We start from the raw sequence: 18,205 nt of genomic DNA, 5'->3' as shown, positions 1-18,205 counted from the left end.
AATTATATTGTTATATGCTACACGCTACCAAACTTGAACCGCTTAATCAGACCTTGCCTGGAGGGGCTGTCAACGAGGGGGGAATCATGAAAAAATGGATTTTGCTTTTTGTCCTGGCCTTGGGCCTGCTGGCGCCCGCCGGGGCGTGGGCCGGCGATCTGCGCCAAGAGGACTGGCCTGACAAAATAAGGACGGACAACTTTTATTATCTGGGGCTGGGGGCGCAATACGCCTTTGAAAACTTCAATATTGACGATCCCTACCACCTGGATTACAACACGGACAACACCTTTGGCGCCTATCTACAGGTTGGATACAGATACAATAAATACCTGGCAACGGAGTTCAATTTCCATTGGCTGCCTGACTTCAAGGTCGCCGGAGACACGCCTTCCTGGAAAACTTCCCAATACCTGGAGCTGGAAAGCTCCGTAAATATGTACATGCTCGTGGCCAAACTCTCCCCGGGTCTGGACAGCGAGGTCTGGAAGCCCTATTTCATTGCAGGCGGAGGATGGGCCTACGGCAATCATAACCTGTTCGCGTCGCAAGTCAAGCAAAGCAAGAACAAGGAGCAGGAAGGGGACTGGTTTACGTCCGGCAATTCCGGGGGCGCGGCCCAGGCCGGCCTGGGCATTATCCTGTTTCCCGGCAATCAGTTTTCCTTGCAGATGGAGTCCTGCTATTTTTGGGGATTCGGGGACGTGGACATGATCCGGTACGGGAACATCAGCATCGGCCTCAGCTTCCCGCTGTAACGCAACTTTTGGGACTTACAAAAAAATAATTATAGCCGCGGAAGACGCGGAAAAATACGGAAGTGAAATTTCGGCGGCATCCGTGCTTTCCGTGATTTTTTGTTTATCAATTTCGTTGCGCGGGCGACCCTGGAAGATATGTGATCACTCAATTTTTATTAAAAAGATTGCTTTTATCGATGAAGAAGTCCCATAGGAAGGCTTTTTTCCTACCCCTAAGATCGTGACTTCAGTTAAACGGGAGAAAGCCGAAGCTCTCTCCCGCATAAGCGTGCACCCCCACGTCGTCCAGCCTCTTGCTGGTTCGGTTAACGCGCCCTAATCATCGTCGTCATCATCATAATCGTCGTCATCATCATCATCATCATCGTCGTCATCTTCCTCCGGGACGTACTTTGTGATGAAGCTGGTGTCAAAATTTCCCGCCTTGAACTCATCGTCGTCCATGATGATCAGATGCAGGGGGATGGTCGTCTTGATGGGGCCTATGATGAATTCTTTCAAAGCCCGTTTCATTACCTGGATGGCGCCTTCCCGGGTCAGGTCAAAGGCCACCAGTTTGCCGATCAGGGAGTCGTAAAAGGGCGGCAGTTCGTAGCCCTGGTACAGGTGGCTGTCCAGGCGGACGCCGAAGCCCGCCGGCGGATTGTAATCCTCGATGGTTCCCGGGCTGGGCATGAAATACTTGTCCGGGTCCTCCGCGTTGATGCGGCATTCAATGGCCCAGCCGCGCAGGTTCAGGTCGTCGAAGGTGTAATCCAGGGTTCCGCCCGCGGCCAGCCGGATTTGCTCCTTGACCAGGTCCACGCCCGTGACCAGCTCGGTCACCGGATGCTCCACCTGGATGCGGGAGTTGATTTCCATGAAGTAGAAATTCATGTCACCGTCCAGGAGGAATTCCACGGTTCCGGCGTTTTCGTAATCCACGGCCTTGGCGGCGTTGATGGCCGCCTGGCCCATGGCCGCCCTTAATTCGGGCGTGAGGGCCGGGGAGGGGGACTCTTCCACCAGCTTTTGATAGCGCCGCTGGATGGAGCATTCCCTTTCTCCCAGATGGATGACGTTTCCCTGTTTGTCGGCCAGGATCTGGAACTCGATGTGCCGGGGCTTGGTGAGGAATTTTTCCACGTAGACTTCGTCGTTGCCGAAGGCGGTGCGGCCTTCCATCTTGGCCATGGGAAATTCTTCTTCCACTTCCTCGTCGTTGTAGCAGATCTTAATGCCGCGGCCGCCGCCTCCGCCCGAGGCTTTGACCATGATGGGATAGCCGATCTCCTTGGCGAACTCCTTGGCTTCCGCCACCGTGTCCACGCCGCCCGGGCTGCTGGGCGTAACCGGAACGCCGGCGTTCTGCATGGCTGTTTTCGCCGCGATTTTGTCGCCGGCCAGAGCCAGGTTGTCTGGCTTGGGCCCGATGAAGGTAATCCCGTTTTCCTGGCAGGCGATGGCGAATTCCTTTTTTTCCGCCAAATAGCCGTATCCGGGATGAATGGCGTCGGCGCCGGTTTCCTTGGCCGCCTGGATGATATTATCAATGCTTAAATAACTTTTTGCGCTGATGGCGGGACCGATGCACACGCTTTCGTCCGCGAGCCGGACGTGCAGAGATTCCGCGTCCGCTTCCGAATACACGGCCACGCATGGGATTTCCAACTCCTTGCATGCCCGGATTACGCGCAGGGCGATCTCTCCCCGGTTCGCCGCCAGAATTTTCTTAAACATGGTCGCCTCTCAGATTTCGGTTTAAGTAGGTCAGTCCAAGTTCAGGGGACGATACTTATCTCAAAATCCGTGTAAAAAATTGATCTCAATATACCGAGATAAGTTCATGTCCCCGGTACTCCCTCCAATGATGGGAAATGGGGACATGCCCCCCAAATGTTTTTAAGCGGATTAATCCGTTTCGATGATGAACATGACATCCCCGTCTTTCAGGGGCTGTTCATTTTCAGCCAGGATTTCCACGATCTTTCCGTCCGCCGTGGATTTGACTTTCTGGAAGACCTTCATGGTTTCCAGCAGGGCCAGGACCTGTTTTTTCTTGACCACGTCGCCCACTTCGCAATAAGCGGGTTCTTCGGGAGCGGGCCTTCTGTAAAAAACGCCGGACATTTTTGCTTTGACTTTTTTCTTTGCCATGGTTGCCTCCTGACAGTTTTATCGCTTGCGATGCAAGTAAGTTTGCACTGAATCCGCCGGCATGGGGTTAGGCGGCGGCTGAATTCCAGGGTAAGGAACGGGGAGGTTCGCCTCGGCCTGGTTATCGCTCCCCGTTCCTTGCTTCCCTTTTACGAGGGCATTGTGCCGTGGCACTTGGCCCTCAAGGGAAGTTCTTCCTCTTTATTTTTGAACAGCTCCAAAGATTGGATGATTCTTTTCCTGGTTTCTTTGGGGTGGATGATTTCGTCCACCACCTGGGTGGTAAAGCCCCTGGCCACGTCGAACACGTCGATTTTTTCCCGGCCCCAGTTCAGGTAGCCTTCGTAGGCGTCGTCCTCCATGCCTTTGACTACTTCCCGGTAATCCAGCTCCGAGGCTTCCACGGCGTACTGGGCGATGGGCCATGCCAGGGCCGCGTCAGCGCCCATGCCTTTGGAGACGCCCATGATCATGGCGCCGGCGTCGGCGTAGGCTTCCCGCAGAACAATGCTGATTTTGGGAATGGTGGAGGTGGTGTATACATCCACGATTTTGCCGAAGTGGCGTAAAAGGCCTTTTTCTTCCTGCTCCTCGCCCGGAACGTAAGGCGGGGTGTCCACCAGAGTCACCAGGGGGATGTTGAAGGCGTCCAACACCTGGAGGAAACGGTAGTATTTGTCGCAGGAATTGATTTCCATGATGCTTCCGGGCTCGGCCGGGTTGTTGGCGACTATGCCCACGGGCTTGCCGTCGATGCGGGCGAAGCAGCAGATGAGGTTCTTGGCGTATTGGTCCTTGACCTCAAAAAAATCGCCGTCGTCCACCAAAACCTTGATGACTTCATGCATGTCATAAGTCTTGGACAGATCGTCCGGAACCAGCTCCATGAGCTTTTCCACGTCACAGAAGGAGTCGGCGGGGGCTTCCTTGACCGGAGGCTTTTCCCGGAAGTTGGAAGGCAGATAGCTTAACAGCTCCCTGGTTTTTGCAATGGTTTCCGCATCGTTGTCGCCGACAACGTCGCAGGTGCCGGAGTGGGCTACGTGGTAATCCGCGCTGCCCACGGACTTGTCGATCTCCTCAGACGTGACGGCCTTGGCCTGCCTGGGGCCGGCCAGCCACAGGTTGGCGGTCTCCCGGCTCATGAGCAGGAAGTCGCACAGGGTCGGGGCGTAAGCCTGGCCTGCAATGCAGGGGCCCATGAGCACGTTGATCTGGGGCACGACGCCGGAACTGCGGGAGATGGTGCAGAAATACCACTCGATGCCGGCGAACATGACGTCCTGGTAGCCCAGGCGGCCTCCCGAAGAGTCCAGCAGCCAGACCATGGGAATGCCCAGCTTGGTGCATTGGATGATCCATTCGGAGCATTTTTGCAAATGCTGGGCGCCCAGAGATCCGCCCAGGACCGTGAAATCGCTGGAGTATACGCCAATGAGCCTGCCGTCCACCTTGCCGGTTCCGGTAATGGCGCCGTCGCAGGGGGCGTCCGTGGTTCTGCCGTCCATCCTGACGCTGGTGGTGTTTACGCAGGAGCCGGTTTCCAGAAATGTGCCGGGATCCAGCAGGGCGTCAATGCGCTCCCTGGCCGTCATCTTGTTCCGGGCGTGCTGCCGGTCAACGTGCTTCTGGCCGCCTCCCAGCAGGTTTTGCTCTTGTATTTCAGCAAGCCTGTTAATTGCTTCGTTCATTCGTTCAGACATGTTTCTCTCCTTTTATGCCGGCTTGATGAAGCGTTTCTTCTCAGGAAGCTCTTCATGCTTGTCCAGGGTGGCCACGATGGTGCGGTAGATCTTGGCGCGGGTGTCCCGCGGGTCGATGGCTTCCTCCACCATATAATAAGAGGTCCAGTCCATGGAGTGATGCATGATGTTGAACCGCTCCCTGACCGTAGCCAGGAGCATGTCATAGTATTCCTGACGTTTTTCCTTGCCGCCCTTTTCCTCGGCTTTCGCCAGCTCCTTATGGAAGATGGCTTCCACAATGGATTCCGGCCCGGTGGGGGCGAACTCGCCGCAGGGCCAGCCGAACACCACGTCCGGGTGCATCTGGGCGCAGCCCATGACGATGTTGGATCCGCCGTAGGAGCGGCGCAGGACCACGGTGATTTTTTGGGTGGTAAGGTGGGAGTAGGAATGCAGGTTCTTGGCGCCGTGGCGGATGATGCCCAGGCGCTCCCATTTATCGCCGGGCACGTAGGCCGTGGAGTCCACCATGGTGATAATGGGAATGTTGAAGCAGTCCAGGAAGTTCATGAACCGGTCGTACTTGTCGGCGGAGTCGATTTCAAAGACGCCGCTCATTTCGTCCGGGTTGTTGGCCACGATGCCTATGGGATAGCCGCCTATGCGGGCGAAGCCGGTCACCAGGTGGGTGGCGTACTCCTCCTGGACTTCCAGAAACTCGCCGTTATCCACGATCAATTCGATAATTTCGTGCACGTCATAGGTGAACTTGACGTTTTCCGGCATGACGTCCAGGATGGCCTCCTCCCGGCGTTCGGGGTCGTCGCCCGAATCCAGGAAAGGGGGCATTTCCCAGCAGTTCTGGGGAATGTAGGTCAAAAGCTCCTTGGCTTTGTCGATGGCGTCTTCGTCGCTGTCCACGACAAAATCGCACTGGCCGCTTTTCTCCATATGGAATTCCGCGGTTCCCGCCTCGTCGGACTCCATTTCGCCGCCCAGCCACAAAAAGGCGCTTTCTTCGTTGAAAATCCGGAAGTCGCCCATGACCGGCAAAGCCGCAAGGGGGCCGGTGCAGGGGCCCAGGACCATCATGATCCGGGGGCTGACGCCCGAATATTGAGACATGTACTTGAACAAACGGCCAAGGCCGTTAAGGCCGGTGTATCCCTCTTTGACGCTGATCCGGGAGCCTGCGGAGTCCAGCATGCCGATCAGGGGCACGTTCCTCTCCCCGGCTTTTTTCACCAGGTCCGCCAGCATCCACACGCCGTCGTTGCCAAGGCCGCCGGCCATGACCGTAAAGTCCAGGCTAAAGGCCAGGGCGTTGCGGCCGTTGATTTGGCCCCCGCCCATGACCACGCCGTCGCCCGGGCTGGGGCGTTTTTTGCCGTCCAGGGGCGGGCGGGCGTCCCGGGTCAGGGCGCCCAGTTCGTCAAAGGTCCCTTTGTCAAACAAGAGCTCGATTCTTTCCCGAGCCGTCAGCTTGTTTAGGGAATGCTGCACCTCCTGGCGATCCTGGCCCCCGCCTTGCTGACTTTTCAGGCGTTTGGCTTCCAGTTTCTCCAGGTAGCCGTCCATCCATTTTCCCATGGTTTCGCTCTCCTTGTTACATAATAAAATTGGAAATGATTTCCTTCATAATTTCCGTGGCGCCCCCTCCAATGGACAGGATGCGGTTGTCACGGTAAAGCCTTTCCACCAGATGTCCGCGCATGTATCCGTAGCCGCCGAAAATCTGAACCGCATCAAAGGTCACCTTGTCGGCGACTTGGCAGGCGAAGTTCTTTGCCATGGAAACTTCCTTGATCTGGGGAACCCCGCCGTTCATCTTGGCGGCCACCCGGTAGGTGAATTCGGTGCTGGCTTCGATCAGCGTGGCCATGTCCACCAGTTTGTGGCGGGTCACCTGGAAGGCGTTCAGGGGCTTGCCGAACACCTCGCGCTGTTTGACGTATTTGACGCACTCTTCCAGCGCCATCTGCGCGGTGACATTGGCCATGACCGCCAGGGACAGGCGCTCGGTCTGGAAATTTTCCATAATGTAGTAGAAGCCCTTGTTTTCCTCGCCGATGAGGTTTTCAACGGGCACCCGGCAGTTGTCAAAGTAGATTTCAGCCGTGTCGGAAGCCCACCAGCCCATTTTTTTCATGGGCGGGGAGGTGGAGTAGCCCGGAGTGTCGGACTCAATGACCAAAAAGCTGATGCCCTTGTGGCCGTCTCCGCCGGTGCGAACCGCCGTGGTGAGCTGGTGCGCCCTGGTCCCGCTGGTGATGAAGGTCTTGCTTCCGTTCACCACGTAATGGTCTCCGTCCCGAACGGCGGTGGTTTTCAGGTTGGCCACGTCGGATCCGCCGGAAGGCTCGGTCACGCCCAGGGCGGCGATGCGATCCCCGTTCAAGACCGGCGTGACGAATTTTTCCTTCTGCTCAGGGGTGCCGTGGCCCACAATGGGCGGCAGGGCGATGCCCAGGGAGCCCAGGCTGGCGGAAAAGCCGCCGGAGCCGGAACGCATCAACTCCTCGGCTGCGACGATGGTTAAAAACACATCCCCGCCCTGGCCTCCCAGTTCTTCGGGAAAGCCCAGGCCGATGTATCCCAGTTCGGCCGCTTTCTTGTAGAGCTCCACGGGGAAGGCTCCCTGCTCTTCCCATTCGTCAATATTGGGGACGATCTCTTTTTTGACAAAATCCCGGATGGCTTTGCGGAACATGTCATGTTCCTTGCCAAAATACTCTTGCGCTTTTACTGCATCGCTCATGGTTCACCTCGTTTGGATTGCGGCAGGCCGCGATTCGGCGCGCCAGTTTGTGTTTGCTGCAACTAGGAATATGCCGCCCCTCCATTATTATTGTCGGCGTTCCTACACGAGGGGGCTGGTCGTCAGGCCTCGACGTCCTCTGGGACGATGAGGTGCTTCAGGGGACATTGGTTCAGTTCGTTCCCCGCGCCCACTCCCCGGACAAGGGCGTTCAGCATGGGATCCACCCATTTCAACAACTCCTCGTCCGTGGGATGCCCGAGCATGAGCCAGTTGGTGACCACGTGCTCCATGCTGCCCAGGCAGGTGGACCGAATGAGGTAGGGATCCATGTCGTTCCGGAACTCGCCGCACTCCATGCCGTCCCTGATCACTTTGTCCACGGTTTTTAAATGCTTGCGGATGGCCTGGTGGGCCTCCGTATCGAGAAAACGGCGGTTTTGCTTCAATATCAGCATGATAACCGCTGCATAATCCCGGTTTTCAATATAAAAAAGAAGTTGAAGATATAAAATCGCCCGGAGCTTTTCCGCGCTGCCCCGAATCAGCTTAAGGTGGAAATCAATCTTCTCGCTCAAACGCTGCATGGCCTCCATGGGGATGGAAAACAGAAGATTTTCCTTGTTGCTGAAATACTCGTAAATGGAGGCTTCGGAAACGCCCGACTCTTTGGCCACATCCGGAATGGTCCCTTCCTGAAAGCCTTTTTCGGCGAAAACCTTGGCGGCTGCTTGGAGGATTTGGGTTTTTCGGAGTTCGGTTTTTTCTTTTCCGGTCACGGTCGGGTCCTGTGTTTAGTGGGCGGGGAGCGGGATTCGTCCCTGCGTTTAAAAATGAATATATTTTGGAAATATTCAGTTGTCAAGATTTTTTGCGACGAACAGAGGGCGATTCAGCCTTTTTCTGGTGGGGGGCTCTTGAAATTAGAGCTTTTCTGGGGGGGGCCTCTATTTTTTGCGGGGAGGGGCCGCCCTTTGGACTTGCAATGAAAAATAACCTGTGCTTTTTTTAGCCAATCAAGGGCCTCCAACCCCGTTATATATTCCGGAGAATACAATCATGCAGGAAATCATCAGGCTGCGCACCGGTTTCGCCAATGTATGGCTTTTAAAAGGAACGCAAGGATACTTGATGGTGGACGCCGGCCTTCCCGGCAAGCACCGGATTTTGTTCAATCGATTGAAGCGCCTGGACATCTCCCCTGAGGAGATCCGGCTGGTTGTCATCACCCACGTGCATTTCGACCACGCGGGAAACCTGGCCGCTATGGTCAGGCGCAGCGGGTGCCCGGTGATCGTGCACGAGGCCGATGCCAGGGACCTTGCGCGTGGGCGCTGGCAGATCCCCGACGGAACCATTCCTTTTGCCAAGGCCGCCGTTCGTCTGGGCAGGCGGCTTCCGGGCCTGCTGGCGCGGGCGACCGGATTTGAAGCCGTCAGGCCGGATATAACCATAGAGTCGCCCATGTCCTTAGCGTCCTGGGGCTTTGACGCGGACGTCCTGCCCACGCCCGGCCACACCGCCGGCTCGATTTCCGTCATGACCCATGACGGCCACGCCATGGTAGGCGATCTTGCCTACAACGAAATGCCGCGTTTTTATAAAAGGCGCATTCCTCCTTTTGGAAACGATCCGGACGCCATGAAAACAAGCTGGGCTTTGCTGCGGCAAAAGGGCGCGAAAACAATATATCCCGGACATGGCGCCGCTTTTGACGCCACGGAATTGGATTAAAGCCCTGGAGCTATTTCCTTTTTTTAATTAGATACAGTATCTTATAAGATTTTAATACTCTGGTATTTGACATTGCCGAACACTTGTGCTATAGACTCAAAGCTAAATACCATGTAAAAACCGTATTCGGCGAGGTCAAGATGCCTGTAATAACTCGGAACAGAGAGCTTCCTCTGTTGTTCAAACATCACGAAAATCTGCAGAAAACCATCCCTTGGACTCCCCTGGTGGAGCAGGCGACGCCGGTGGAGCGCCTGGATGCTTTAAGCCGGGAGGCCGGGGCTGATATCTGGGTGAAACGGGACGACCTCACTTCTCCGATCTATGGAGGCAACAAGGTTCGCAAGTTGGAGTTTTTGCTGGCGCACGCCCGGAAGAAGGGCAGCAAGGCATTGATTACCATGGGGGCTTTAGGCACCAATCACGGGCTGGCCACGGCCATGTTCGGAAAAAAGGCGGGCCTGGACGTGGTGTTGAAGCTGACGGATCAGCCGGTGAACGAGCATGTTTTGCAAAACCTGCGTCTTTTTGCGTCGCTGGGCGCCAAGATGGATTACTGCGGCGGGGCTTCCGGAACGGTCTGGTCGTATTACATCGCCCACCGCGTGCAGAATTCCGGCGGGTATTACATCCCGGCCGGCGGCTCCAACTCCCGGGGCGTCCTGGGCTATGTGGAGGCCGGGTTTGAAATCGCGGACCAGGTTAGCCAAGGGGTCCTTCCCAGGCCAAAAAAGGTCTTTGTGGCGGCGGGCACCTGCGGCACTTTGGCCGGATTGACCCTGGGCTTTTCTCTGGCCGGCCTGAAAACCAGCGTGTACGGGGTGCGGGTGACGCCCACATACATGGCCAACCGGAATAAGGTGATGGGGCTGGCTTTGCGTTCCCACGCCCTGCTCAAATATCATGGCGCCAAAATTCCCGAATTCCGGTCCAATGCAGGAAGCCTTGAAATCGACTCCCGGCAATACGGCCCGGGATACGGCCATGAAACGCTCCAGGGCCGGCGGGCCGTGAGCATGGCCTGGGACCTGGAAGGCATCAAACTGGACCCCACCTATACGGGCAAGACCTTTGCGGCCGTGCTGGACGAGGCCCCCAAAACCAAAGGGCCGGTGCTGTTCATCAACACCTTTAATTCCGTGGACATGACCGATCAGGCGGAAAGCGTTTCCCCCGATTCCCTGCCCAAGCCGTTGGCGCAGTTTTTTCCCGCCGCCTAGTTGCAGGCTTTTGAATAGGGACAAGATCATGCCCAATTGTTTTGTTGCGCGGAGCTTGCAAAACCCAACAATATCTAATGATTATGTACCCTCAAAATTCAAAAGCCGCCCGAGAGGCTACGGCTGATCATGGGGGCTTCCCTACTCGATCCAATTCACCCGCTGCCTTTCCCTGGCAACAATGTTGTCCACCTGGCCTGCGGGATATCCCAGGGTCAATGAGGTCAGGATTTTGAACGGGTATTCCAGCCCTAAAACCTTCCGAACATAACCATGGTCCCAGGTAAGCCCTTTGATGAGGCTGACCCAGCAGGTTCCCAGGCCCAGAGAATGGGCCGCCAGGACCATGTTTTGGCCGCAGATGCCCAGGTCCAGGTCCGGAGAGCCGATGCCCCTGACGTCCTTTGCCAGGATGATGAGGGCGGGCGCCCGGAAAAAGGTCCGATACTCGGGATCGCTCGAAATGGTGTTGATGCCGCCCAGGACCCGTTGATCCACGTCTCCCGGAGTTTTGCGGGAGAGCAGGTAGTGGAGGGTTTTCTGCCATTTTTTGGGCTTGGCGTTTTTGTCCCCCGGAACCTGCTTATCCACCCAAGGGCGGGGCATAAGCATTTGGGGGAATAGCTTCACCCGTTTTTTGCAGATCTGGTCGATCTCCTCGATGACGTCCGGGTTGGTGATGGCCACGAACTTCCAGGGCTGGTTATTTCCCGCCGACGGCGCGAACCTGCCCGCTTCGATGACCCGGTGCACCAGTTCCTTGGGCACCTTTTTTTTCTTGTATAAGCGGATGCTGCGGCGGTTGTAGATGACCTTTTCCGTTTCCGTCAGTTGATCTTCATAGTCCTCATACTTGGCGCCGTTGCGAAAATACAAGGGATCGGGAAAGGTCTTGCCTCCCTCGAACAGGTTGTCGTTCTTCCAAAAACCCTCGCGCACCCGGTAATCCCCCTGGATGGTGATGGCGTCATTGGGGCAGGAGGCCGCGCAGTTCTGGCAGCAGATGCACCGGAAGTGATCGTAGCGTTCGTTGGGCCGGGCTTTTTTGTCGCTGTTCAGCATCAATAGCTGGATCGGACAGGAATTGACGCAACGCCCGCAGCCGATGCATTTTTCATCGTCCACCTGAAAAACCGGAAAATCGGTCTTGGGCGGAAAACTGATGTGTTTGTGCTTCTCCAACATGGTTTCGGTCCTCCCTATTCGTAGGTTTTTTCCAAAACCTGGGTCTTCTTCACCGCTCTTTCCAGGGTGTTGGGCTGCAGCCACATGATGGCGGGATTGACTTTAAGCAGGGATTTCATCTTGGCCCTGACCTTTTCCTCCAGGTAGGGAAGCTCTTCCTCGCGCACGTTTTCCGTATACTCGATTTTCAGCTTAAGCGGCGGAACGACCCTGGGGGGCGGCTCATCCAGGACAATGCGGAACGCGCCGGTCAACTCTTGGGGGAAGGAATGGATGACGCCCTCAATGGAAGCCGGATACACTGGCACGCCCTTGACCTTAAGCATGTCGTCCGCCCGGCCTACGATTTTATACCGGAATCCGGTTTTGCCGCAGGGGCAGGGATCGGTGAAGACCTGGTGGATGTCGTTCAGGGTGAAACGCATGTCAAACCACACCGCGCCTGCGGGATTGAGAGACGTGGCCGCCATGAGGCCCGTGGCGCCGTTTTCCATGGGCACGGAAGCCCCTGTTTTGGGATCCAGCAACTCATAGTAGCACAAGTCATCGGCCAGCCAGTGCATGCCCTGGTAAATGGGGTAGTCGCAGGAGCACCCGTATCCGCCGCCGCCGTCATAGACCTTGGCGCCGTATTCCGATTCCAGCTTTTGCCGGACTTCCGGAATGCCTGCGCCCGGCTCTGCCCCCAGCATCATGAGTTTGATGCCCAGATCCTTCACCGGATGGCCCAGAACCTCGGGGCATTTTTCGATCAGGTGCAGGGCCAGGGAAGGCGTTCCCGTGAAGATGTTGGCCTTGAACAGCTTCAGGAACTGGAGGATTTTCTCCGTGCCGGCCTCGGCCCCGATGGGTACGATGGTGATGCCGGGGAAATCCTGGAACCATAAAATCTGGGGCGTGCCCGCGGCGTGCATGGACAGGCCGAAGCACAGGCCGACCCGGTCTCCGGGGCGCATGCCCATGCGCCATGCCACCCTGTGGAAAAGCTCCTTCATCTCCCTTATTCCCGCGTGGAAATTAGGGTAGGGCGTGGGAATGCCCGTGGTGCCGGAGGTGGTGGTGATCAAATACAGGTCGTCCATGCGGGACGGGCCGAACAACTCCCGCATGAGCGCGTCCATGTCCAGGCCCACTTCCTGGATTATTTCCCGCAGATCCGCCTGACCAGCCACGGGAATGGCCTGGGCGTAATCCTCAAAGGATTGAATGTCCTCGGGCTTGACGCCCGCCTTGTCAAAGCGCTTCCGGTTAAACGGCGTGTTTTCGTATTGCCACTTGAGCGCCTTTTTGAGCTTTTCAAGCTGCAATTCCTTGATTTCAGGCGTGTTCAGCTTGGTCTCGATGTCCATGTTCCAATATTCGCGATTCAGATCTCCAAGTTCCATATTTGCACCCCCATATTTAAGATTTTAAAATATGAAAAGCCATGGCGGCGCCGTCTATCCCAAGAATTCCGCCGCCGTTTTGGGTCATTCCGATTTTTGGGTTGTTTTGCGCCTGGCGCTCTCCGGCGGTTCCCCGCAGTTGATTGACCACCTCGTATACCTGGGCCAGGCCCGTGGCGCCGATGGGATGGCCCTTGGATGCCAGGCCGCCTGATGTGTTGACGGGCATTTTGCCGTCCAACTCCATGTAGCCCTCGTCGATCCATTTGGGGGCTTCGTGGGGCGGGCAGACGCCCAATTCGATGAGCGCGATGATTTCCGACGGCGACGTGGCGTCGTGGATTTCGATCACGTCCACGTCCTGGGGCGTGATGCCGGCGGCTTTGAAGGCTTTCAAACCCACCCGCCGGGTCAGAGTGTCGTCCATGTCATATCCCAGCTTGCCGCTGCCAAGGACCGAGGCTTCGATCCAAACGGGCTTTTTTGCGATTTGGGCGGCTTTCTCCTTGCTGCACACGATGACCGCGGCCGAACCGTCAGACACGGGCGAGCACATCATGCGGGTCAGGGGAAAGGACACGTCGCCGGAGTTCAGCACCTGATCCAGGGTGACCTCCTTGCGATAATGGGCGTTGGGATTGAGCGCGCCGTTCTTGTGTGATTTGACCGCGATCTTGGCGAAATGCTCCTGGGTCAGCCCGTACTGCTCCATGTAACGCCGGGTATAAAAGGCGTACATGTCCATGAACACGCTTTTTTTCGCGCCCGCTTCGTCTGAAAAAACCTTGTCCGTCAGACCCAGCTTCTCCTGAAAATCCTCCATGTATTTCTGGCCCATTTCAATATCCATGGCGGTTCCCAAGGCCATGTAGGACTTGAGCCGGTTTTCGTCGTAGAGCTTTTCGAATCCCACGGCCAGAACGCAGTCGAATATTCCGGCGCTGACGGCGGTCCAGGCCAGGTTCAGGGCGGAAGACGAACTGGCGCAGGCGTTTTCCACGTTGTACATGGGTATGGAGTCGATCCCCATGGCGCTTAACGTAACCTGGGCCTTGATCTGCTCCTGGCCGGTCATGAGGCCGGGGGCGGCCGATCCCACGTAGGCGGCTTCCAATATTCCAGGCTCCACGCCCGCGTCTTCCAGGGCCAGTTCCACGGCGCCCCGAACCAGGTCCTTGATGCCTTTTTCCGGGTGTCTGCCGAAGGGCGTCATGCCGGCCCCGACTATGGCGGCTTCTCTCATGCTGATTGCTCCTTGAGTTACATTGATATTTTATTGTTATGAGTTGAACTTCGGATTCATGGTTTAAAGGTCCAGGTCAAGCTGCCAGAAGTAATCCTTAAGATCCCCCTTGGGCGGCGTCATGACATGCAGGCGGATTTTGTCGTTGGGGCATTGGACCGCGCAGATGCCGCATCCCATGCACCGGTCCTCCCGGATTTCGGCCCGGCCGTTTGTGTTGCTTACGGCTTCCAGAGGGCACGCCGTCGTGCACACCTGGCAACGGCCGCACTCCTTTGGGGAGTTTTCGTCCACCACGGCTTTCCAGCCGATGGAGCGGAATCGGTCCCGCAAATCGTCCCGGGAGTTTTTCGCCAATTTGAGGGCCGTGCAGCAGCAGGGGCAGCAAAAGCAGACCTCCAAAAAGCGGTGCATGTCTTCATCTTTGATGCCCCAGAGATATTGCTCGGCCTCGATCCAGAGGGATTGCCCCACCAGGCCGGATTTAACGGCCCGGTCGATGTGCTCCATGGCCTCCTCCACGGTGGCTTTTCGGGCGATGCCTTTTTCCACCACCGCCCTGGAGCCTTCTCCTATGAATATGCAGCCAAGATCCTGGGGATGGTCGCTGCAGTTCTGGGCGGATCGGCAAAAACAGCGGTGCATGATTGCGATGTATGCGGTTTCGGACACGGCCTTTTTGATCAACTCGATGGGCATGGCGGTATTCTTGGAATTTTCGGCGATATCCACGTTCAGGTTCAGGGCCACGCCGCTGGTGAATTTCTTACGGGAAGGGCGCAGGAACATCGCTTTTTCGTACAGGTAGCTAAGGACGGGATAATGGGTCAGCCTGCCTCCGGCGATTACGGCCTTAAAGAACACAATGGCCTGGGAAATGCCCTTTTCCCCGGGCTTTATGGCGGTTTTGGACTTGATCCAGTTGTGTATGCCAAGGCCTTTTTTCTTGTGCTTGAACATATAGGGTTCCATGGCGACTCCTCCGTTTCGCTGGGGCGGGGTTGAGGATTTTTGAGACATGACCTTATCTCTGCATTGTCAATGCACGTTCCAGGTATGTCCTTTGAGATAAGGATCGTGCCCCGAAAAATCCATGTGGCCTGAATATTGGCAAGTCGGCCTGAATCCGTTACGCGGACTTGACATTGACGTAACGGGAAATCCGGGCTTTGACGTCTTCCACGGCGTTGGGATTGTCCAAGGAAATGTGCACGGCGCCGAGGGGGCAATAGGTCGCACAGCGGCCGCAGCCGCGGCATGCGGCCGTCTGGACGGCCTTGCCGTTTTCTATTTTGATGGCGTCGAATCCGCAGGTGTCCAGGCAAGCGCCGCAGCCATTGCAGTCGTCCGTAATCGTCATGGAAAGGCCTTCCACGGGCGTCATGACGTGGTCCAACTGTTCGGGCGGGATATGCTTGAAATAGGTCATCATGCAGCAGCAATGGCAGCAAAAGCACACGCTCAGAAGTTTCTGCCGGTCCTTGACCAAAAAGATGTCGTTGTCCACGCGCACCTTGCCGGCCATGGGGACCAAACCGGCGGATATGGCCTTTTCCACGTGGGCGTGCGCCTCTTCTCTGGTGGCTTTGCGGCTGATTCCCTTGGGGAATTCCAGGGTGGTATCGCCCATGAACAGGCAGCCGACCTCGTGAGTGTGATGCTGGCAGTTTTGGGCGGAGCGGCATCCGCACTTGGTCATGATGATCAGGTTGTCGGCCTGATCAATATAATCGTGGACCACCTGGGGCAGCATGACCTCGTTTGCGGCTTCCATGGTTGCGTTGACAGGCAGGTAGGTGAAGCTGTTTTTTTGCACGTCCATCCAAGGCATGACTTTGCGTATGCCCGGGACGCTCGTGGCGCGGATGGAATTTTTCAAAATCCCCATGGCGCCTTTCAGCAGGTAATTTCGCTTCCATAAAAAGCCCACCCAAGCCTGGGAGAGCTTTTCCTCCTTCACTTTTTGGTTGGCTTTCAGGTAGCTGAGAAAGGTTTCCCGCGAGGTGTATTTGGGCTTCCATCCCGTTGCGTTTTTGAATTTTGCGTTGCTGGAAAATATGGTGTTGCTGGCGATCACCAGCCAACCGGAGCTGGCGGGCAGCATGCGCAGCTTGAATGCTGCGTCCGCGATGGGCTTCAGCATGAACAAAGGCAGGGGCACGACCTTGAGACCGGCCTTTCTGAAGGTCCAGTAGGAGGACACGGCGTCGTCCGCGCCCACGTTGTAAATGCCCGGCAAGTCGTGGGTGAAAGCCAAGTGCAGGGCCTCGCCCAGGTCGTCTTCGTGAATGTAATGGATGTGGGCGACGCTGCCCAGGGGCATGGCCGTGACTTTGCTTTTGTAAACGTCCGTAAACATGTTGTTGGTGTGCGGCCCGAATAAGAGCGCCGCCCGGATGATGGTGAATACCATGTCAGGATGACCCTTGAAAAAATCCAGGGCGAAGGCCTCCACGTCCACCTTGCTCTGGTTGTAGTAGCTCTCCTTGTTGCGGTAGACCGGCTGCTCCTCGTCCACGTTGAGCGGGATTTCCTTGTACGCCCCGTACACCGTGTTGCTGGAGGTGTACACCACCTTGCGCACCTGATTCTTCACGCAGGCCTGGAACACGTTTTTGGAGCCCTGAATATTGATGTCAAAAGTCTTTTTCTTGTCCTGGATTTCGCTCACCACAAAAGCCAGGTGAAAGACCGTATCCACGTCTTTGAACAGGTCCTCGACGGCCTGGCTCCTGATATCCTCCCTATGGAACTCCACCTTGCTGAATCCGCCCCTCCAGGGTGTGACGTCGATTCCGACGATTTTTTCCACGTCAGGGTCGGCTTGCAGTTGCGGCAGGAGCGTGGAGGCAAAATAGCTGTTCACGCCTGTAATGGCGACGGTTTTCCCCATGAGATCCCCTCCTTTGAGATGTTTTGTCCTTCCTAATGAGCAAGGGCCGTGCCAGTGCCGTAAAAAATTCATCCGAACGTTGATTGTTGCACGGAAGAATTTTCAATTAGCTATTTTTATGTTGTGAAATCAAATGGTAATGCATGCAGAATATATTGTATAGGCCAGGAGGGGGATCATGATTTGGGGCGTTGATGGCGCTGTTATGCAGGATCGTTTAACATATGTGTTAGTTTTAATTGTCTTATACGTTAATTATCGGAAATTATTGTCGCATGTGTTAATCTTGAGGGCGCAGTCCTCCGTTCTTCCGGCTAAAGGAGGGGAGGCCGGGGCGTTTCCTATGCGCCGGCAGGCTTCTTCTTTTCCTTAGGACGGCGCAAGTCGGCGATGAGGCTGAACACCCAGGGGCGAAAGCCGATGAACATGCCTGTGCTGCGCCGGTTTTGAATGGGAAGGGCCGAGTCCATTTCAGCCAATTGATTGTATTCCTTGATAAGATTGTCTATTTTTTTTCGAATGATTTTCAGGGACGCCTCGGAGAATTGCCCCGGGCTGAACACAAGGCATTCTCCTGAATTGCCGAATCGGCTGTCCAGGAAATCGTCCATGAACGCCTGTTGATAGACGGCGTTCAGGGGGCCGTTAGGCTGCCAGTACAAGTTTGATTTAATTTGCACGCGCACCCGGTCGTTGGGATGCACCTCCAGCACTCCTATTTTTTCCAGTTTGGCAAGCATTTGGATCACCTCGGCTTCCGAGTACTGGTATTGCTCACGGATGAGGGATACGGGCCAGCCGTTAACCAGAAAATAAAGAAGGAAGGACAGTTTGAGGTCCTGGGCCAGGATGTGCTCCTGTTCCAGGGTCAGCATGTTGTCTGCTTTTTGTTCACTCTGCTTATTCATGAGGGCCAAGTCGAAGAAATCAATATCCAGAATCCGGCAGATTTCCTCCAGCCTTTCTAGTGTAAAGGCATTTTTTGAGAAAGCCCTTTTTATGGCCGCCTCGCTCAGGTTCAGATCATTAGCCAGCTCCTTGTAGGTGGTTCCTCTGGCTTTGAGGTACTGTTTGAGGGTTTCTATGAGGCTGGCGGTTCGGTTCATTGGTTCTCCTCCGGCAAGATTCTTCAACTTAGAGTATAGCAATTTTATACTATTGAAATCCACCTTTATAATTAGCTCTATTTTATGGAATATTCAAGG

Annotated in this window: 15 protein-coding genes; 3 read left to right on the top strand and 12 right to left on the bottom strand. The window is 55.8% G+C overall.

Annotated elements, in window-relative coordinates:
* Window positions 1–86 precede the first annotated feature (86 nt).
* Complete coding sequence (locus BUE18_RS18685; RefSeq protein ID WP_073477705.1) at window positions 87–758, top strand: outer membrane beta-barrel protein; 672 nt, start codon at window positions 87–89, stop codon at window positions 756–758.
* A gap of 318 nt (window positions 759–1,076) precedes the next feature.
* Here the strand turns inward: BUE18_RS18685 and accC are convergent, their stop codons facing one another.
* From accC to BUE18_RS18655, 6 genes are all read right to left on the bottom strand, one after another.
* Window positions 1,077–2,480 (bottom strand): acetyl-CoA carboxylase biotin carboxylase subunit, encoded by a 1,404-nt coding sequence (gene accC, locus BUE18_RS18680; RefSeq protein WP_073477704.1) that lies wholly within the window; start codon window positions 2,478–2,480, stop codon window positions 1,077–1,079.
* Between the two features lie 171 nt (window positions 2,481–2,651).
* Window positions 2,652–2,897 carry an acetyl-CoA carboxylase biotin carboxyl carrier protein gene (locus BUE18_RS18675; protein ID WP_073477703.1) on the bottom strand — a complete coding sequence of 82 codons (246 nt, stop codon included), beginning with the start codon at window positions 2,895–2,897 and terminating at the stop codon, window positions 2,652–2,654.
* Between the two features lie 149 nt (window positions 2,898–3,046).
* The gene (locus BUE18_RS18670) at window positions 3,047–4,600 is read right to left on the bottom strand and encodes an acyl-CoA carboxylase subunit beta (RefSeq protein WP_073477702.1); all 1,554 of its coding nucleotides are present in this window, start codon (window positions 4,598–4,600) and stop codon (window positions 3,047–3,049) included.
* A gap of 12 nt (window positions 4,601–4,612) precedes the next feature.
* Window positions 4,613–6,172, bottom strand: a complete 1,560-nt coding sequence (locus BUE18_RS18665; RefSeq protein WP_083611135.1) for an acyl-CoA carboxylase subunit beta — start codon at window positions 6,170–6,172, stop codon at window positions 4,613–4,615.
* Between the two features lie 16 nt (window positions 6,173–6,188).
* Window positions 6,189–7,340, bottom strand: a complete 1,152-nt coding sequence (locus BUE18_RS18660; RefSeq protein WP_073477701.1) for an acyl-CoA dehydrogenase family protein — start codon at window positions 7,338–7,340, stop codon at window positions 6,189–6,191.
* Window positions 7,341–7,462: 122 nt separating this feature from the next.
* Window positions 7,463–8,119: a TetR/AcrR family transcriptional regulator gene (locus BUE18_RS18655; protein ID WP_073477700.1), complete on the bottom strand. Its 657-nt coding sequence runs from the start codon at window positions 8,117–8,119 to the stop codon at window positions 7,463–7,465.
* Between the two features lie 280 nt (window positions 8,120–8,399).
* Between BUE18_RS18655 and BUE18_RS18650 the strand changes: the two genes are divergently transcribed.
* Both BUE18_RS18650 and BUE18_RS18645 read left to right on the top strand, forming a co-directional pair.
* Window positions 8,400–9,074: an MBL fold metallo-hydrolase gene (locus BUE18_RS18650; protein WP_073477699.1), complete on the top strand. Its 675-nt coding sequence runs from the start codon at window positions 8,400–8,402 to the stop codon at window positions 9,072–9,074.
* A gap of 140 nt (window positions 9,075–9,214) precedes the next feature.
* Window positions 9,215–10,294 carry a 1-aminocyclopropane-1-carboxylate deaminase/D-cysteine desulfhydrase gene (locus tag BUE18_RS18645; protein ID WP_083611134.1) on the top strand — a complete coding sequence of 360 codons (1,080 nt, stop codon included), beginning with the start codon at window positions 9,215–9,217 and terminating at the stop codon, window positions 10,292–10,294.
* A 141-nt stretch (window positions 10,295–10,435) separates the two neighbouring features.
* Here the strand turns inward: BUE18_RS18645 and BUE18_RS18640 are convergent, their stop codons facing one another.
* The 6 genes from BUE18_RS18640 to BUE18_RS18615 form a co-directional block, all read right to left on the bottom strand.
* On the bottom strand, window positions 10,436–11,479 hold the full coding sequence (locus tag BUE18_RS18640; RefSeq protein WP_073477697.1) for a nitroreductase family protein: 1,044 nt from the start codon (window positions 11,477–11,479) through the stop codon (window positions 10,436–10,438).
* Window positions 11,480–11,493: 14 nt separating this feature from the next.
* Window positions 11,494–12,864: a phenylacetate--CoA ligase family protein gene (locus BUE18_RS18635; protein WP_073477696.1), complete on the bottom strand. Its 1,371-nt coding sequence runs from the start codon at window positions 12,862–12,864 to the stop codon at window positions 11,494–11,496.
* Between the two features lie 16 nt (window positions 12,865–12,880).
* A complete protein-coding gene (locus BUE18_RS18630; protein ID WP_073477695.1) occupies window positions 12,881–14,107 on the bottom strand; it encodes a thiolase family protein in 1,227 nt (408 codons plus the stop codon).
* A 63-nt stretch (window positions 14,108–14,170) separates the two neighbouring features.
* The gene (locus BUE18_RS18625) at window positions 14,171–15,079 is read right to left on the bottom strand and encodes a 4Fe-4S binding protein (protein WP_073477694.1); all 909 of its coding nucleotides are present in this window, start codon (window positions 15,077–15,079) and stop codon (window positions 14,171–14,173) included.
* 157 nt (window positions 15,080–15,236) lie between these two features.
* Window positions 15,237–17,000 carry an NAD-dependent epimerase/dehydratase family protein gene (locus BUE18_RS18620; RefSeq protein ID WP_073477693.1) on the bottom strand — a complete coding sequence of 588 codons (1,764 nt, stop codon included), beginning with the start codon at window positions 16,998–17,000 and terminating at the stop codon, window positions 15,237–15,239.
* 341 nt (window positions 17,001–17,341) lie between these two features.
* Window positions 17,342–18,106 (bottom strand): helix-turn-helix domain-containing protein, encoded by a 765-nt coding sequence (locus BUE18_RS18615; protein ID WP_073477692.1) that lies wholly within the window; start codon window positions 18,104–18,106, stop codon window positions 17,342–17,344.
* Window positions 18,107–18,205: the final 99 nt, after the last annotated feature.

This window comes from Desulfatibacillum alkenivorans DSM 16219 (assembly GCF_900142135.1).
Classification (GTDB): Bacteria; Desulfobacterota; Desulfobacteria; order Desulfobacterales; family Desulfatibacillaceae; genus Desulfatibacillum; species Desulfatibacillum alkenivorans.
Note: the sequence above shows the minus strand (reverse complement) of the source record. Positions and strands in the feature narration are given on the sequence as shown.

Coding starts and splice junctions, on each gene's coding strand:
- BUE18_RS18685 (WP_073477705.1), top strand. CDS start 87: ATGAAAAAATGGATTTTGCTTTTTGTCCTGGCCTTGGGCCTGCTGGCG.
- accC (WP_073477704.1), bottom strand. CDS start 2,480: ATGTTTAAGAAAATTCTGGCGGCGAACCGGGGAGAGATCGCCCTGCGC.
- BUE18_RS18675 (WP_073477703.1), bottom strand. CDS start 2,897: ATGGCAAAGAAAAAAGTCAAAGCAAAAATGTCCGGCGTTTTTTACAGA.
- BUE18_RS18670 (WP_073477702.1), bottom strand. CDS start 4,600: ATGTCTGAACGAATGAACGAAGCAATTAACAGGCTTGCTGAAATACAA.
- BUE18_RS18665 (WP_083611135.1), bottom strand. CDS start 6,172: ATGGGAAAATGGATGGACGGCTACCTGGAGAAACTGGAAGCCAAACGC.
- BUE18_RS18660 (WP_073477701.1), bottom strand. CDS start 7,340: ATGAGCGATGCAGTAAAAGCGCAAGAGTATTTTGGCAAGGAACATGAC.
- BUE18_RS18650 (WP_073477699.1), top strand. CDS start 8,400: ATGCAGGAAATCATCAGGCTGCGCACCGGTTTCGCCAATGTATGGCTT.
- BUE18_RS18645 (WP_083611134.1), top strand. CDS start 9,215: ATGCCTGTAATAACTCGGAACAGAGAGCTTCCTCTGTTGTTCAAACAT.
- BUE18_RS18640 (WP_073477697.1), bottom strand. CDS start 11,479: ATGTTGGAGAAGCACAAACACATCAGTTTTCCGCCCAAGACCGATTTT.
- BUE18_RS18635 (WP_073477696.1), bottom strand. CDS start 12,864: ATGGAACTTGGAGATCTGAATCGCGAATATTGGAACATGGACATCGAG.
- BUE18_RS18630 (WP_073477695.1), bottom strand. CDS start 14,107: ATGAGAGAAGCCGCCATAGTCGGGGCCGGCATGACGCCCTTCGGCAGA.
- BUE18_RS18625 (WP_073477694.1), bottom strand. CDS start 15,079: ATGGAACCCTATATGTTCAAGCACAAGAAAAAAGGCCTTGGCATACAC.
- BUE18_RS18620 (WP_073477693.1), bottom strand. CDS start 17,000: ATGGGGAAAACCGTCGCCATTACAGGCGTGAACAGCTATTTTGCCTCC.
- BUE18_RS18615 (WP_073477692.1), bottom strand. CDS start 18,106: ATGAACCGAACCGCCAGCCTCATAGAAACCCTCAAACAGTACCTCAAA.